The 14,368-nt window shown below is 56.7% G+C and carries 16 protein-coding genes; 4 read left to right on the forward strand and 12 right to left on the reverse strand.

From position 1 onward, the window contains the following. Nucleotides 1-76: 76 nt before the first annotated feature. The 6 genes from GMET_RS09205 to GMET_RS09235 all read right to left on the reverse strand — a co-directional run bounded on the left by GMET_RS09205 (nt 77) and on the right by GMET_RS09235 (nt 6,784). Nucleotides 77-991, reverse strand: a complete 915-nt coding sequence (locus GMET_RS09205; RefSeq protein ID WP_004512017.1) for an exopolyphosphatase — start codon at nt 989-991, stop codon at nt 77-79. Further along, entirely contained in the window at nt 991-2,622 is a 1,632-nt protein-coding gene (locus GMET_RS09210; protein ID WP_004512016.1) for a Na/Pi cotransporter family protein, read from the reverse strand. The genes GMET_RS09205 and GMET_RS09210 overlap by 1 nt, the downstream gene beginning before the upstream one ends. 21 nt (nt 2,623-2,643) lie before the next feature. Further along, nucleotides 2,644-3,282 (reverse strand): hypothetical protein, encoded by a 639-nt coding sequence (locus tag GMET_RS09215; RefSeq protein ID WP_004512015.1) that lies wholly within the window; start codon nt 3,280-3,282, stop codon nt 2,644-2,646. 593 nt (nt 3,283-3,875) lie between these two features. After that, on the reverse strand, nt 3,876-5,447 hold the full coding sequence (locus tag GMET_RS09225) for an OmpA family protein (RefSeq protein WP_004512014.1): 1,572 nt from the start codon (nt 5,445-5,447) through the stop codon (nt 3,876-3,878). A gap of 129 nt (nt 5,448-5,576) precedes the next feature. Further along, nucleotides 5,577-5,858, reverse strand: coding sequence for an HU family DNA-binding protein (locus tag GMET_RS09230; RefSeq protein WP_004512013.1), 282 nt, complete (start codon nt 5,856-5,858; stop codon nt 5,577-5,579). A gap of 110 nt (nt 5,859-5,968) precedes the next feature. After that, nucleotides 5,969-6,784, reverse strand: a complete 816-nt coding sequence (locus GMET_RS09235) for a tetratricopeptide repeat protein (protein ID WP_238378892.1) — start codon at nt 6,782-6,784, stop codon at nt 5,969-5,971. Between GMET_RS09235 and GMET_RS19010 the strand changes: the two genes are divergently transcribed. Continuing rightward, nucleotides 6,761-6,952, forward strand: a complete 192-nt coding sequence (locus GMET_RS19010; RefSeq protein ID WP_238378893.1) for a hypothetical protein — start codon at nt 6,761-6,763, stop codon at nt 6,950-6,952. The two genes, GMET_RS09235 and GMET_RS19010, sit on opposite strands and share 24 nt — an antisense overlap. Before the next feature lie 98 nt (nt 6,953-7,050). Here the strand turns inward: GMET_RS19010 and rlmD are convergent, their stop codons facing one another. Both rlmD and GMET_RS09245 read right to left on the reverse strand, forming a co-directional pair. Further along, nucleotides 7,051-8,373, reverse strand: a complete 1,323-nt coding sequence (rlmD, locus tag GMET_RS09240) for a 23S rRNA (uracil(1939)-C(5))-methyltransferase RlmD (protein WP_004512011.1) — start codon at nt 8,371-8,373, stop codon at nt 7,051-7,053. Then, the gene (locus tag GMET_RS09245; protein ID WP_004512010.1) at nt 8,366-8,764 is read right to left on the reverse strand and encodes a hypothetical protein; all 399 of its coding nucleotides are present in this window, start codon (nt 8,762-8,764) and stop codon (nt 8,366-8,368) included. The genes rlmD and GMET_RS09245 overlap by 8 nt, the downstream gene beginning before the upstream one ends. 236 nt (nt 8,765-9,000) lie before the next feature. Here GMET_RS09245 and infA point away from each other — a divergent pair, with 236 nt between their 5' ends. From infA to epmA, 3 genes are all read left to right on the forward strand, one after another. Next, nucleotides 9,001-9,219, forward strand: coding sequence for a translation initiation factor IF-1 (gene infA, locus GMET_RS09250; protein ID WP_004512009.1), 219 nt, complete (start codon nt 9,001-9,003; stop codon nt 9,217-9,219). A 300-nt stretch (nt 9,220-9,519) separates the two neighbouring features. Further along, nucleotides 9,520-10,083: an elongation factor P gene (gene efp / locus GMET_RS09255; protein ID WP_004512008.1), complete on the forward strand. Its 564-nt coding sequence runs from the start codon at nt 9,520-9,522 to the stop codon at nt 10,081-10,083. A gap of 4 nt (nt 10,084-10,087) precedes the next feature. Next, a complete protein-coding gene (gene epmA / locus GMET_RS09260; RefSeq protein ID WP_004512007.1) occupies nt 10,088-11,011 on the forward strand; it encodes an EF-P lysine aminoacylase EpmA in 924 nt (307 codons plus the stop codon). Nucleotides 11,012-11,023: 12 nt separating this feature from the next. On the opposite strand, the gene GMET_RS09265 is transcribed toward epmA, so the two are convergent. From GMET_RS09265 to rimI, 4 genes are all read right to left on the reverse strand, one after another. Continuing rightward, nucleotides 11,024-12,058: a KamA family radical SAM protein gene (locus GMET_RS09265; RefSeq protein WP_004512006.1), complete on the reverse strand. Its 1,035-nt coding sequence runs from the start codon at nt 12,056-12,058 to the stop codon at nt 11,024-11,026. An 81-nt stretch (nt 12,059-12,139) separates the two neighbouring features. Further along, nucleotides 12,140-13,057 (reverse strand): dihydroorotate dehydrogenase, encoded by a 918-nt coding sequence (locus tag GMET_RS09270; protein WP_004512005.1) that lies wholly within the window; start codon nt 13,055-13,057, stop codon nt 12,140-12,142. A 10-nt stretch (nt 13,058-13,067) separates the two neighbouring features. Further along, nucleotides 13,068-13,883, reverse strand: coding sequence for a dihydroorotate dehydrogenase electron transfer subunit (locus GMET_RS09275; RefSeq protein ID WP_004512004.1), 816 nt, complete (start codon nt 13,881-13,883; stop codon nt 13,068-13,070). Next, the gene (rimI, locus tag GMET_RS09280; RefSeq protein ID WP_004512003.1) at nt 13,873-14,355 is read right to left on the reverse strand and encodes a ribosomal protein S18-alanine N-acetyltransferase; all 483 of its coding nucleotides are present in this window, start codon (nt 14,353-14,355) and stop codon (nt 13,873-13,875) included. Before rimI ends, GMET_RS09275 begins: the two co-directional genes overlap by 11 nt. Between the last annotated feature and the right edge of the window lie 13 nt (nt 14,356-14,368).

The following is a 14,368-nucleotide window of genomic DNA, read 5'->3' on the forward strand; positions in this document are numbered from 1 at the left end:
CAAGGACTATACAAAATAAGCGGATTGTAAGTCAACTCCTTTGGGTTTTTAGAGCTTTTGTAGGGGTTTGATACTATCAAACGCCGAGGCCAAGCAACACTCCCTCCAAAAGCCCGAAGTCGCTCACGGTCATCCGGTCAAAACCGAAGACATCCATAGTCTTGAGGGTGATGAGGATGCCCGCGATTATGAGGTCTTCACGTCCCTTTTCGAGCCCGGGCACCGTAAGGCGTTCTTCTGAAGATAGGGGAAGGAGCATCGTAAAGATCCTCCCGATCTCATCACGGGTGATGACATGATTGTTCACGCGGCGGTAGTCATAGTCGGTCATCTGGAGGCTGATGGCTGCCAGGGTTGTTGCCGTGCCGGCAGTACCGACGAGCGTTGCCCCATCGAGGCGTCCCCGGAGGCCCTCCCCTTCAAGACTTTTCCCGAGCCCGGCCAGTTCCCTGCCGATTTTTTCTTCCATGGCCGGGACATCGGGTTTCCCTTCGGTGAGCCTGACCACTCCGAGGGGGAGACTCTCGGTATGGAGCGGCCTGCGTGATTCGGCCAGGGTGTACTCGGTGCTCCCTCCTCCCACATCAAAAACGAAGAAGTCCCCTTCCTTGCGGTTCAATCCCGAAATCACCCCAGCCAATGTCAACAGCCCCTCCTCCTCACCGTCGATCACCTCCAACCGGATGCCGGTCCGCTCAGTCACCTCGCTGCAGAACGCGGCGCCATTGACTGCATCGCGGACCGCACTCGTGGCAACGGCCCTCAGCCGCGTAACGCCTCCCCGTTTCATCTCTGCGGCAAAATCAATCAATGCATCGAGGGAGCGTTGCCACGCCTCGGGAGAAATCCCGGCCTCCCGAGTGAATCCCCCGCCAAGTCGTGTTATGCGGCGCTTGACGAGAATCGGGGCCACAGCTCCTCCCTCCACTTTCCCGATGAGGAGCCGAGCCGTGTTGGTGCCAAGGTCAATGGATGCCAGTACGTCATGCATCAGGTGAATTCCCTCCTGGTTTCTATGATGGTGAGACAGGAATCGGCTACTTTGGCAAACGCCGAAATCATGTCAGCGTAGATGATCCCGGCCCGCACTGTGCACTTGCCGGTGGAGAGGCGCTTGATATGCCCATTGAGCATCGCCTCCCGCATCTGCACCACCTCGTCCCTCAGCCCCCGCCCCTTTTCAATGGCATCCGCGGCAGGAGTTTCGATTGTTTCCACCGCCAGAGCAACCATTTCCTCTGCCTTGCGCGCCAGATTCCTGATCTCGTGCATTGCCGTGGTTGAGAAGAGGAGTTTTTCCTCTTTCTTCTTTCGCAAATAATCGAGGATCGCCTCAGACTGGTCCGCAACATGCTCAAGCTCACTGATGAGCTGCAGCATGACCGGAATATCCATTGACTCTTCCGGTGGGAGCGGCTGCCGCGAAAGGGTCACCAAAAAATCGGACAGATCCCTCTGGAGGATGTCGATGGTGTTCTCCTTCTGGGCAATGGCAGTGGACTTCTTGGCATCATAGCGGAAGAACTGCTCGACCATTTCATCGTACATGGTGCGGGTGATTCCGGCCATTCTTCTCAGTTCGTTCCGGGCCTGGAGAAGTGCGATGGGAGGGGTGTTGATGACGCGGTTGTCAATGAAGACCGTCCGTGCTTCGACACTGGAAGCCCGCTCGCTGCCGGGAATGATGCGAGGGGCCGAGCGGGCGAAGAAGCCGATGAGGGGAAGGAAGATGCAGGCGCTGAGGATGCTGAAGACCGTGTGGGTATTGGCCAGCACCCGCGAAACCGAGGCTGACGAGGAAAGATCCGCAGGCGACAGGGTAACGACGAACTCGATGAATGCAGGAAAAAAGAGCATCACAACGGTAACGGCAAATATATTGATTACAAAGTAGAAAAAGACTGCGCGCTTCGCTTCAAGGGTACCCCCTATGGATGCAACAGCAGTGATGACCGATGTGCCGACAAGTTCGCCGATGACCATTGCGGCACCCGTCTCGAAGGAGACGAGCCCGCTTCCTGCCAGGGCCATGACGATGCCGATCGCGGTACTTCCCGACTGCACGAGGAGGGTGAGGAGTGCCCCGAAGAGAACGGCTGTAAGGTGCTTGGAAATCAAGAACGTGTCGTGGCCGAAGATTATGGCGTTCTGCTGCAGGGGCTGGAGATTTGCCTCCATTACGCGGAGGCCGAGAAAGAGGAGCCCTGCGCCGAGTAGCAACTCGCCGGCGTTCACCCAGCGGCGGCGGCGCACGAAGAACCTGAGTGCCACCCCGATGAAGATAGCGGGAAGGGCGAAGGAAGTAATCTTGAAGGCGATGAACTGGACCGCCAGTGTCGTGCCGATGCCGGTGCCGAGGAGAATTCCCAGGGCCTGGTAGAGGGAAATGAGCCCGGCGTTGACAAAGCCGATGGTAATGATGCAGGCGGCGCTCGACGATTGGAGAAGTGACGAAAGTGAACTGCCAAGAAGGGCCGCGGCCAGCCGATTACCGGCAACCCTCTCCAGAGTTCGGCGGAACCTGTCGCCGGCAAGCTTCTGGAGTCCTTCGGTCATGGTCTTCATGCCGAGGATGAAAAGGCCGAGCCCCCCCAGGGCCTCAAGGACATAGAGGATAGTCATGGACGTCCGTGTCCTTGCGCGTTATTTGGAGATGACAAAGGGGAAGGTAAAATCGGGCGGTGCGGATTTTGACGCCCCCTTCCGGAAGACGAGGAGCTTCATTCCCTTTATTGCTGCCAGATCGATCCTGAAATAGACGAGTCCCTCCGCCGTGGCTCCGGGAATAACAGTGGCGGCGTTGAGTGCCCGGGTAAAGATGTCCTGGGGATAGACTTCATAGTAATAGGGAAGTTGGGATCCGGTTTCAGTGTACGAAGATGTCCTCTCGTAATCTTCCAGATAGTAAAACCCCACATAGGGATAGGGAATCAGGTAGTAGGAATCGCGTGAAACTATTTCCTTTACCCGCTCGGGTGTAAGAGGGAGATGCTGGCGGTTCTGGTCATCAAGGAGAACGAACGAGTCGACGCCGAACCCCACCTCCCGGTCGGTCCGGTTATGGATGCTGACATCGAATGCGGTGACCGTTCCGTCGAGATTGTAGGAAACCATTTCCCGGTCGGAATTCGCCGCCGTGATGGCTATACCATCATTCGTAATTGTCTGGGAATTGTCGGCGGTGTTGATGACCCCTTGGGGAACCTGCTGCGGGACAACCTTGAGAGAGCACCCCGCAAGGAAAAGAGCACCACAGAGGAACGAAAGCACCAAAGTTCTCATTGCATATACCCCCTGCAGGAAATCGGTTCTGTTACAGGCCACGCTTGAACTTGAAAAACAGTGTAGCACGTCCCGGTCATGCTGTCAGGAACCAATCCCCCCCGGTAATCGAAAAGCCCCCTCAGGCGCAACTCCACTGACAGTTTCCGGTTATGGCTGCCGGTTCCCCACCGTTGAGACATGAGCAGTTGCAAAGGAATCAGGAAAAGAGACCACCCTGATGAAGGTAGTCTTTTCCGCTTCGCGACTGGATGCAGCAGCAATGTACAAGTTGAGTCCGGATCTGAGTCGTGACCGGAGATACCGATGTGCTTCAAGGGCAAGCAGTAACGAATTTCTGACCCGTTCCTCCCGACTGGCTCCCCAGGATGCATTTGCCTCAATCTTGACAACTCGACCGGAGTCAAGGGTGGCAAGTCTGGAAACGAAAGAATCAAGTTCTCGCCGTACCCTCGTGTCGAAGCAGGGAGCCCTGCCCCCCAGGCGCACCGTACCGATCTCTTCTTCCTGAATTGACGATGCCTGGGGATAGACAGAGACAGGAATAGAGATCAGTAATGCCGAGAGAAGAAGGAGAGGAACAGCCGATTTCATCAGCTTTCCTTGGGGATAAGGAAGAGAATCTCGCACCGGCGATTCAACTTTCTCCCGTCAGAAGTTGCATTGTCTGCCAGCGGCTTGGACTTGCCGAGCCCCTTGATGAAGATCTTGGCCGCATCAATTCCCTCCCGTGCAACGAGGTAGCTGGCCACGGAAACGGCGCGCTTGAGGGAAAGATCCATGTTGTAGTCGGTCGAGCCAATATTGTCGGTATAGCCGTCAACCCTGAGATAAACCCACTTCGTGTCCTTTCGGACCAGCTCTGCAACCTCGGAGATGGACTTCTTTCCCTCCGCCGAGAGACTCCACTGGTCAAAGTCGAAGGTGACGTCCGGGAAGCGAAATTTTCGATAGACCTTCATGCTGTCGGCAATATCCCCATCACGGGCCGAGGCAACCTGAACGTTCTGCCCCTTCACATCGACACTGTAGAGAGGAGTGATCCCTTCGAGACGGGCAAGGGTATACTCAAGGGCGGAGTTTTCCAGAGTCCCCGAAACCCGTGACGCCAGCCGGACTTCTTCCCCTCCCTGAGTCAGGGAAACCTCTTCAAGGGTGGCGGAAGAAACGGCCTTGGCTGCAGCAGGTTGAGCCGAAATAGTCACTTGACCGTAGGGCTTGATGGTGATCTCCTCCTTACCGGGCTCAACCGTAACCTCAAGCTTGTTGGCCGGCGCCTGAGGTGCAAGGGAGCTGACAAGAAGCGAGGAAATGGGGATAATCTTGCGGATTTTGACTGGTTCCTTCTTTTTTTGTTCATCAAGAGGGTCCAGTCCCTGTCCAAGTCGTGGCACCGGCTTAACGTAGCTGCCGACCCCCTGACAGGCAGTCAGGCCGAAAATCGCACGCCAATCGGGGCTGCCATCGGCAAAACCGATACTGCCGGCCAAGTTGAGAGTAAGATGGGGGGAGAGATAGTACTGGAAACCAACCAGTCCCTCCAATGAATCCGCAAGGGCTGGATCACGGCTGGTGTTACCGGTAAGTTCGCCAGTGACTCTCATTCGGAGCGCCGGTGAATACTCTATGCCCACGCCGTAAAGAATCTCATTATCGAAATTTTTGCCCTCAGGAGAGCCAGCCAGCAGGTACCCGGAATAGGCATGGACCCCGAACCGGTCCGTGGTGTAGGAAGCGATGACCTTCCCACCACCATTTGTGGTACCGTCTACAGCTGCGTCCTCTGATATCTGGCGCTGAAGGAACAGATCAAGCGCCAGCTTAAAGGGTGAACTCCGCTTCCCAATTACCCTGAGCTTTGACCCCAGTTCGGCGTACCCTTGCCCCGCCTTCTCCTCGTCGCCGTTAAAAAGAAGGTTCGGATATGAGCCGTAGAGTTCCCAGAAAGTACCAATGCCGAGGGTAAGAGCAACAGGAACAGTCAGTGCGTTGTCGCTGTTCTTCGCCGTGCTGATTCCCCAAGCCCCCACGCAGATATTCCCTGCGTCGAGCGTTTCGGCCGAAGGCACCGTGATGAGGCCCGTCGAGCCGTTCATGGCGGGGTTGGCAAAGGCCGATGCGGCAAAGACAAGGGCCGCTATGATAAAAACACAAAGTCTTGTCATGAAGAGTTAGCGCCTTGCGTACCTGGTGGGTCCGACGACACCAAAGGGGTTTCGAACAGAGACAATTTTTTGTCAACGGCTGCTGAACTTCCGACAGAGCTGGTGATACCGGAACGCCGGCGCAAGGGGTTACTGACCGTTATCGACCCGCTCCTTGAGTTCCTTGCCGACTTTGAAGAACGGAAGCTTTTTCGGTTTCACTTCAATGGGGTCACCCGTTTTGGGGTTTCTGCCCGTATAAGCCTTGTAATCCTTGACGACAAAACTCCCGAAGCCGCGAATCTCGATCCGCTCGTTCCGCACCATGGCGTCAGTCATTGCATCGAAGACTATGGAGACAATCTCCTCCGCCTTCTTGTAGGTGAGCCCTTTTTCTGCCGCCAATGCCTCAATAAGTTCAGACTTGTTCATCACAACCTCCTCCCGGTTAGGTATCGAGAAAGAATTGCAGAGACGTACGTCTCTCATGAAAGCTCTTCGGCATGCGGACTCGAAAACTTTAGTAAATTCGCCAAGAATCTTTAACAGCACCCCTTCAGATACTGCTTGGCGACCAAAGCCGCCTCTTGGGACCGTCCGGTTGTCTCCAGAAGTCCCACCAGCCTCTCAGCCGCTTCCCGTTTGAGAGGCGTTGAAAGAAGTTGCGAAAACTGGGCAATGGCTCGATCGCTCTCTCCCTGCACCCGATATATTTCACCCAGGAACATCCCTGCCTGATCAGGCAATATGTCCCGCTCAACCATCCGTTCCAGAAGAGGCACCGCTTCGGTAAAGCGGCCATTTTCCGTCAGCAACTGCACCAGGCTGAGGTTGCAGAGAGGATTAGTGTCGTTCAAAGCAAGCGCCCGACGCAACAGGGTCTCGCAACGGCGCCCGTCCCCTCCCTGATGCGAGAGAATTGCCAATTCATAAAGAAGAATGTCGCTCTCTCCGGAGGCCAACAACCGCTCGAACACCTTTTCAGCAGTCATCTGGTCACCGCCGTGGGCTGCCAGATACCCTCCTGCAAATTCCTCTCCCAGATCAGCATAACGTTCGGGCAAATCACCCGGCAACGGACGAACAAGGAGCTCGAACCGGTCCATGTCATTCAAACCATCGTCTTCAAGCTCAATGTTTTCGGAATGTTGCGACGTTGATCCGCCACAGCCGCCACACCCCCCCTTTTTCTCATGGTGATGCACATGGGGGATTTGCTTTTCCAGAAGCGCAAAAGACTTTACCGCCTTGTCCCTTATGGTTACGTCATCTGCCAGATCGAGAGTCAAATTAAGGTGTTCCTCGGCTTTGGCAAACTCTCCACTTTTCAGGCAATGTTCCGCCTCCTGAAGATTCATCTCGGCGAGACGGTTTCCCGCCACAACCATTTTCTCTCTGATGACGGCAGCCGTGGTCGCGCCTTCGGGAGAATGAGCATCAAGCCGCTCAAGGGCGTCCTCCAGGGAAAGCCGTGCTTCAGCAAAGCGGCCGGCAGCCAGGAGCTTTTCGCCTTTTTCCAGACATGACGCTGCATCCTTCCGGAATAACTTGGAAAAAAACATGATGGATCCTCCTGTTCGTTAAATCGTGAACGTATGGGGAAGTCTGTTAAAACGGCCAGGGATCAGTCGGCTCTACTCAGCAAGGTGACACTTTCAATATGGAACGTTTGGGGGAACATGTCGACGGGGAGGCATTCGCGGACATCGTAACCGGACTTGCGGAAGAGCCCGAGATCCCTTCCCAGGGTGGCAGGGTCGCAGGAAACATAGACAACCCGCTCCGGCCTGAGGGAGGTCACCTCTGTCACCGCCTCTTTGGCGCCGGTCCGCGGAGGGTCGAGAACAACCACCGAATAGTGTTTCTCACGGGAGACAAGCTGACGCACTCCAGCGGCGGCATCGGAACGGATGAACTCGATCTTTCCTGCACCGTTGGCCGCTGCATTGCGCCTTGCATCTTCCAGTGAGGGGCCATAGTCTTCGATCCCCACAACTGCCATGGCATATCGGGACAGAGGAATGGCAAAGTTGCCGTTGCCACAGAACAGGTCCAGCAACCGTTCTTCCCCGGTCAGATCCGCCATTCGATGAACCGCGCGCAGCAGTTCCCGGTTCTGACGGTAATTGACCTGAGAGAAGCCGCCTCGGCTGAAGCTCAGGGTCATGGAGGGAAGTTTCGGCAAGAAGTCGCCAGGGAAGCGGTAGGTGAGAGCATCATCCCCCCAGAGGGGTTCAATGCTTTCCTTTCGGCCGCACTGAAGATGGAGTCCACCCACCGCTGGGAGATCACTACGGCAGGCGGTAAAATGCGCCCGTGCACGATCTCGATTGTCGCCGATATAATGCACTACGGCCAAGGTGACGCCGTCATCTCCCACGGCCACGTCCACTTGGGGAATACGGTCGGGCTCAGCGAAACAACTGATGACAGGGCGAATCTCCGCCAATACCTGATTGAGGGCCGAATTGCAGATAGCGCACCCTTCGGGGATATCCACGACATAGTGGGATCCGCGGCGGTAGAAGCCCATCTGGAGCTTTCCGGCGGTCCAGCGCACCTTGAACTGGACCCGTGAGCGGTAGCCGTAGGGGGAGTCGGAGGGAACAGCCCTGGCGACCCGCTCCGACTCAATCCGACCGAAACGCCAGAGGGTGTCGCCAACAATTCGTTCCTTCGCCTCAAGCTGGTCATCGTAGGAAAGATGCTGCCATGTGCATCCGCCACAGATGCCAAAAACCGGACACAGGGGAACCACTCTGCGTGGTGATGCTTCAAGGAGCTCGACGATTTCCCCTTCAAGATAGGAGTTCTTTACCAGGCTCAGCCGTATGCGGGCAAGGTCATCCGGCGCGGTGAACGGTACGAAACAGGCTTTCCCCTCGACACGGCCGAAGCCGGCTCCACCGAAAGCCAGGGACTCAATCCGGACAACGGCTTCAGTCATGGTGATACGCCGTGATGCGGGCAGAAAGATTGCGCTTATTTCGAGCCCTCGCGAGCTCAGTCATGAGGAATTTGCGCGGAAAGTCAGACGCGGAAAAATAAGGAAGCGAATGGGAGATAAAATTGCCGATGAGCTGTTCAGTCACGGTAGCGATGGCGGTGGAGGGAACACCCATCTGCTCCACGGTGCGTCGGTACATGGCGGGATCCCCGACAAGACGTCGCACCTCCTCAATCTCCACATGTTCATCGAAATAGTCGGGGCACAGGGGGACTACACAGACAATCTCGACTTTCACCAGGTAAAAATCGCCATAATAGAGACGGGTGTGGTCAAAAAAACGGACAACCAGACTGTTTTCAAGGGTCATTTCCCTGATCAAGCTCGCCATGCTGCGTTAAACCTTCCCTGTAATCGAGTTTATTGGTGAAATTATTACATACTACGCCTTCAGTTCTGAAGTAAAGGCGTTTGTCGCCCTACAGCATGCTGCCAATACGATATATAGAAGCGGTCAAGCTCGCGAAGCACAAGGAAAACGGCTTGCATTTTCCACGGATAGCGGGTAAGTTAGCGAAGTTTTACACGTCAATCTATTTATCTGCACCAAGGAGCGCTAACAAACCCATGAGTAAAGAAGAAGCCATAGAAGTCGAAGGTACAGTCATCGAACCCCTCCCTAACGCCATGTTCCGGGTCGAACTGGAAAACGGCCACGTGGTACTGGCCCACATCTCAGGCAAGATGCGCAAGTATTTCATAAAGATTCTTCCGGGAGACAAGGTAACCGTGGAGCTTTCTCCTTACGACCTTAGCCGGGGCCGTATCACATACCGCGCCAAGTAATCCTTCCTCCACGCTTCTGCGGTGGGAGTCAGGCTCTTTCCCCGCAGAAGCGCCTTATCCCTATTACCTGCCGTAACTGATTCGGGCAAACGTGCCCGACCCTGCAACCAAGGGTCAAGAGCGCATCTCAAATAGCCTGAGAACATGTTCACCTCTCTATGCCCGGCAGACCGTTGCATTGCTCTGATCGGTAGCCATGATCGTGTTGCGTCATCTTGCCATTTTTTACTTAACATCCAATCAATTATGGTGTAAAAAAGTACGTTTTTTGCAGATAACACCAACAAAAGGGGCTCACGTATGTATACTGTGGCAGATTTAAAAAAAGGACTGAAAATAACCCTCGACGGCGATCCCTATCTTGTCACCGCCTTCGAGTTCTCCAAGCCGGGCAAGGGCCAGGCCCTGTACCGCACCAAGATGCGCAACATGATTACCGGCACTACCCTCGATCGGACCTACCGTTCCGGCGAGACCTTCGAACCGGCCCGTCTTGAAGAGCGCCAGATGCAGTACCTCTACAAGGAAGACAACCACTATACATTCATGGACAACCAGACCTTCGAGCAGGTCCAGATGAGCGAGGACGCCGTAGGCGATGCAAAGAACTTCATGATCGACAACATCCAGGTCGATGTTCTGATGTTTGGGGAAAAGGCCATAGGCGTATCCCTTCCCAACTTCGTCAATCTCCGCGTCGTCCAGACCGACCCGTGGGTCAAGGGTGACACCTCCGGCAGTGACTCCAAGCCAGCCACTGTGGAAACCGGCTACGTCCTGCGCGTACCCCCCTTCATAGAGGAAGGCGAGATGATTGTGGTCGACACCCGCACCGGTGATTACTCCACGAGGGTCAAGGGGTAAGCCGATGACGGCAAACTGGCGCCTTGCCCGCCGCCATGGAGCGCTCCGGGCACGGGCCCGCATCATACAGGAAATAAGACGCTTTTTTATTGAAGGGGGGTATCTCGAAGTGGAGACCCCCCTTCGCATTCCTGCTTGTGCGCCCGAGTCCCACATTGACCCGGTGCCGGCGGACGGCTGGTTCCTCCAGACCTCTCCCGAAATCTGTATGAAACGGATGTTGGCGGCGGGTTACGAGCGGTTATTCCAGATCTCCCACTGCTGGCGCGCCGGTGAGCGGGGAAGAATGCATGTCCCGGAGTTCACCATGCTTGAGTGGTATCGGGCAGGTACAGACTATCGGGGGGTGATGGATGAAACCGAGTTGCTGATAAGGTTCGTGGCTGAAGGGGCGGGATTCGGCGGGCCACTTTCGTTCCGTGGCAAGGAGATCGACATTACCGCTGTGTGGGAGCGGATCACCGTGCGTGACGCGTTTGTCAGATATGGTGGAATAACCATGGATGAGGCCCTTGAAAGGGACATCTTCGACGAGATGATGGTCGAACAAATCGAACCGCGTCTCGGCATCGGCCGTCCCACGTTCATCCATGACTACCCTTCCTGCCGCAGCGCCCTGGCGCGGCTAAAGAAAGACGATCCAGCCGTTGCAGAGCGATTCGAGCTTTATCTTGGTGGTGTAGAGATTGCCAATGCCTTTTCTGAGCTGACCGACCCAGTGGAGCAGCGCGCCCGCTTTGAAAGCGAAAACGCCTTCCGTACCTCCCGGGGGCAGACGTCCACTCCCCTCCCCGAGAAGTTCCTTGCCGAACTGACTGCCATGCCCCAGGCGGCCGGAATCGCCCTCGGCATCGACCGGCTCGTGATGGTGTTGCTTGATGCCGACACCATTGACGACGTGGTGGCGTTTCCCCCTGAGGAACTGTAACTCCCCTCCCCCTCACCGATCCTGGTATTCGACAATCTCTCCCCGGTAGTTCCGTAACAGCCACGTATCACCCCGCCGCTCCACGGCATCGGGGAGAAGCGGTATCTTCCCCTTTCCACCCGCCGCATCAATGACAAAGTAGGGTGTCGCCATCCCTGAGGTATGCCCCCGCAAAGCCCCTATGATATCGAGCCCCGTTGTCACCTTGGTACGGAAGTGACCGGTTCCCCTAACCAGGTCCATCTGATGGATGTAGTACGGCCTTACCCTGATGGCGAGGAGACGCTGCATGAGAAGCGTCATAATCGCCGGCTCATCATTGACGCCGGCAAGGAGCACCGTCTGGTTGCCCAGGGGAATGCCGGTGTCTGCCAGACGGGCACAGGCCTTGGTCGCCTCGGGAGTGATCTCTCGCGGATGGTTGAAATGGGTATTGACGTAGAGGGGGTGGTAACGTTTGAGCATTCGACAGAGCCGTGCCGTAATCCTTTCCGGCAGGGTTACGGGGGTACGGGTGCCGATCCGAATCATCTCCACGTGGGGAATGGCGCGCAGGCGTGCCAGGATCGCTTCGAGTCGCTCATCATCCAGAAGCAGCGGATCTCCCCCGGACAGGATCACGTCCCGTATGGCCGGTGTCGCCGCGATGTACCTGACCGCATCATCCCCGGAACGCCCGTTGCTCCCCGCCAGCGGGCATCCCACCCGGCGCTTCCGCATGCAAAAACGGCAGTAGACGGCACACTCGTTGGAAACGAGCCAGACGACCCGGTCGGGATAGCGGTGAATAACGCCGGGAACAGGCGAAAGCCGTTCCTCGTCAAGGGGATCGGAAAGCTGATCGTCATCGAGCTCACATGGGTCAGGGACGCATTGGCGCCAGATCGCATCGCCCGGCTTCCCGATGAGCCCCAGATAGCGCCGCGTAATCCGCAGTGGATAACGCCGGACAAGCGGCGCAAGGGGTTCGGGATCAATATCCAGAAGCTCCGCAAGCTCCTCGGGGGTGGTTATGCTGTCGGCGATGGCCTTTCGCCACGTTTCCATCTTTACGCTCTCCTTCCACAAACGGACAAAGGCGGGGAGGAACCCCGCCTTCGCTCACAGAAGCAACTCGTCTGCTGGTTTTCAGACCTGCAGTGCGCCGATTAGCTCCTTCACGTCCGTAATTCCGTTGTTAACCAGATACTGCTCCATTTCCGCCGCAATCCGCTCGGAAGCGGCCGGGTCAAGAAAGTTGGCGGTCCCGACCTGAACGGCCGTGGCGCCGGCCAGCATGAACTCCAGGGCGTCGGTCCCGGACATGATGCCGCCGATGCCGATCACCGGAATTTTCACCGCCTTAGCCACCTGCCAGACCATCCTGAGGGCCACCGGTTTCACCGCCGGTCCCGAAAGGCCGCCGGTCACGTTGGCAAGGATGGGCCGCCGGGACTTGAGGTCGATGGCCATGCCGGTCAGGGTATTGATGAGGGACAGGGCATCAGCCTCGGCGTCAGCACAGGCCCAGGCCATCTCCACGATGTCGGTGACGTTGGGGGAGAGCTTCACAATTACCGGCTTGATGGTGGCCTCCCGTACCGCCTTCACCACCGAATATGCCGCCTTGGGCTCGGTGCCGAAAACGATACCGCCGTGCTTCACATTCGGACACGAGATGTTGATCTCCATCCCGGCCACTTCGGGAATCTTGTCGAGCCGCTCGGCGAGCTCGGCGTATTCCTCGACGGTATTGCCGAAAAAGTTGACGATGGCAGGCGTGTTGACGGTGCGGAGAAACGGCACCTTTTTCTCGATAAAGGCATCTATTCCCACATTCTGGAGACCAATAGCGTTCAGCATCCCGCCGGTGGTTTCCTGGATGCGTGGCGTCGGGTTGCCGGCCTTGGGCTTCAGAGAGAGTCCCTTGGTGATGATGGCGCCGATCTTTTCGAGATTCACGTACGCGGCAAATTCTTCGCCGTAGCCGAAAGTCCCCGAAGCGGTCATGACCGGGTTCCTGAGTTTGATTCCCGCTATCTCGACAGAGAGGTCTGGTCTTTTCATTGGCACTCCACTATACCCACATCAGTTGATCGAAGGCGAACACAGGTCCGTCCTTACAGACGCACCGGTAATCCGGGGTCTCGTCGCCATGGTCCCTGCCCTTCACCACGCACCCGAGGCACGCTCCCATGCCGCAGGCCATGTAGGCTTCCAGCGAAACCTGGCAGGAGGTTCCGGTCTGGCGGGCAATCCCGGCGACCGCCTTCAGCATCGGCATAGGGCCGCAGGCGTAAATGGTCTTCTTTCGTCCGTCCTCGCGGACATGCCGTTCCATGACGTCAGTCACGAGTCCACGGTCTCCAAGGGTCCCGTCGTCGGTGGAGACGTAGGTCTCAACCCCAAGCCTCTCGAATTCGGTCACACACAGAATGTCATCCCTGGTGCGTCCGCCAAGGAAGAACCGTACCCGGGAACGCCCAACCAGGGTTTTTGCCAGGTAATAGAGGGGAGCGATCCCGACGCCTCCGCCCACGAGGATCTTCTCCTCCTCCGGATCGCCCAGGTCAAAACCGGTACCCAGAGGTGCGATAATGTCAACGTGGTCGCCGTGATGATAGGTGGAAAGCGTTTCGGTCCCCTTCCCCACCACCTTGTAGAGCATTTCAAGGTACGTGGCGGAACTGCAGCCAGGATATTCGGAGGGGACGGTTCCCACGTCGAAAATGCCGAAGGGGCGCCGCAGCAGCGGATCGATGGCATCGCGAACCCGGACCATGACGAACTGCCCGGGCTGCGCCCCGGTCAGTTCCGGGTGAGCGGTAATCCGCATCCGGAAGTAGCCCGGAGAAACTTCCTGGTTGGAAATGATTGTCGCTTTAAACTGCATCGGCACGGCCCTCGCTGTAGTCGATGGTATATTCCATCAAAATGGCATCTTCGCCGTTCTCATAGTAGCCCTTGCGCCGGCCGGTTTCCCTGAAGCCCAACTGCCGGTAGAGGGTCAACGCAGGGAGATTGGAAACACGCACTTCAAGGCAGACAACTCTGGCACCTTGCGCCCTGAGTTCGGTGATGGCTCGACGGACAAGCGCTCCGCCGACCCCCTTTCCGCGAGAGCCCAATCGCACCGCCACATCAAGGATTTCCCCCTCATCAAGAACGAGCAGGGGACAAATGTAACCCGCCACAATACCGTCAGCGGTACGTGCCACAAGGGGATATGAGTGGGGGGAATTGAGCTCGTCGATGAAGTGTTCCCTTGTCCAAGGGCGCGGGAACGACACTGACTCGATCGCCGTCACCTCGTCGAGGTCGCCGGAGGTCATCTGATGGATTGTATGTACATCCGTAACGCCCATTTTCGACCGCATC

It is taken from the genome of Geobacter metallireducens GS-15, from assembly GCF_000012925.1.
Classification (GTDB): domain Bacteria; phylum Desulfobacterota; class Desulfuromonadia; order Geobacterales; family Geobacteraceae; genus Geobacter; species Geobacter metallireducens.

Excerpts from the sequence above, each read along its gene's own strand:
- GMET_RS09205 (WP_004512017.1), bottom strand. The coding sequence starts at position 991 with ATGCATGACGTACTGGCATCCATTGACCTTGGCACCAACACGGCTCGG.
- GMET_RS09210 (WP_004512016.1), bottom strand. The coding sequence starts at position 2,622 with ATGACTATCCTCTATGTCCTTGAGGCCCTGGGGGGGCTCGGCCTTTTC.
- GMET_RS09215 (WP_004512015.1), bottom strand. The coding sequence starts at position 3,282 with ATGAGAACTTTGGTGCTTTCGTTCCTCTGTGGTGCTCTTTTCCTTGCG.
- GMET_RS09225 (WP_004512014.1), bottom strand. The coding sequence starts at position 5,447 with ATGACAAGACTTTGTGTTTTTATCATAGCGGCCCTTGTCTTTGCCGCA.
- GMET_RS09230 (WP_004512013.1), bottom strand. The coding sequence starts at position 5,858 with ATGAACAAGTCTGAACTTATTGAGGCATTGGCGGCAGAAAAAGGGCTC.
- GMET_RS19010 (WP_238378893.1), top strand. The coding sequence starts at position 6,761 with ATGTTCCGCCTCCTGAAGATTCATCTCGGCGAGACGGTTTCCCGCCAC.
- GMET_RS09235 (WP_238378892.1), bottom strand. The coding sequence starts at position 6,784 with ATGAATCTTCAGGAGGCGGAACATTGCCTGAAAAGTGGAGAGTTTGCC.
- rlmD (WP_004512011.1), bottom strand. The coding sequence starts at position 8,373 with ATGACTGAAGCCGTTGTCCGGATTGAGTCCCTGGCTTTCGGTGGAGCC.
- GMET_RS09245 (WP_004512010.1), bottom strand. The coding sequence starts at position 8,764 with ATGGCGAGCTTGATCAGGGAAATGACCCTTGAAAACAGTCTGGTTGTC.
- infA (WP_004512009.1), top strand. The coding sequence starts at position 9,001 with ATGAGTAAAGAAGAAGCCATAGAAGTCGAAGGTACAGTCATCGAACCC.
- efp (WP_004512008.1), top strand. The coding sequence starts at position 9,520 with ATGTATACTGTGGCAGATTTAAAAAAAGGACTGAAAATAACCCTCGAC.
- epmA (WP_004512007.1), top strand. The coding sequence starts at position 10,088 with ATGACGGCAAACTGGCGCCTTGCCCGCCGCCATGGAGCGCTCCGGGCA.
- GMET_RS09265 (WP_004512006.1), bottom strand. The coding sequence starts at position 12,058 with ATGGAAACGTGGCGAAAGGCCATCGCCGACAGCATAACCACCCCCGAG.
- GMET_RS09270 (WP_004512005.1), bottom strand. The coding sequence starts at position 13,057 with ATGAAAAGACCAGACCTCTCTGTCGAGATAGCGGGAATCAAACTCAGG.
- GMET_RS09275 (WP_004512004.1), bottom strand. The coding sequence starts at position 13,883 with ATGCAGTTTAAAGCGACAATCATTTCCAACCAGGAAGTTTCTCCGGGC.
- rimI (WP_004512003.1), bottom strand. The coding sequence starts at position 14,355 with ATGGGCGTTACGGATGTACATACAATCCATCAGATGACCTCCGGCGAC.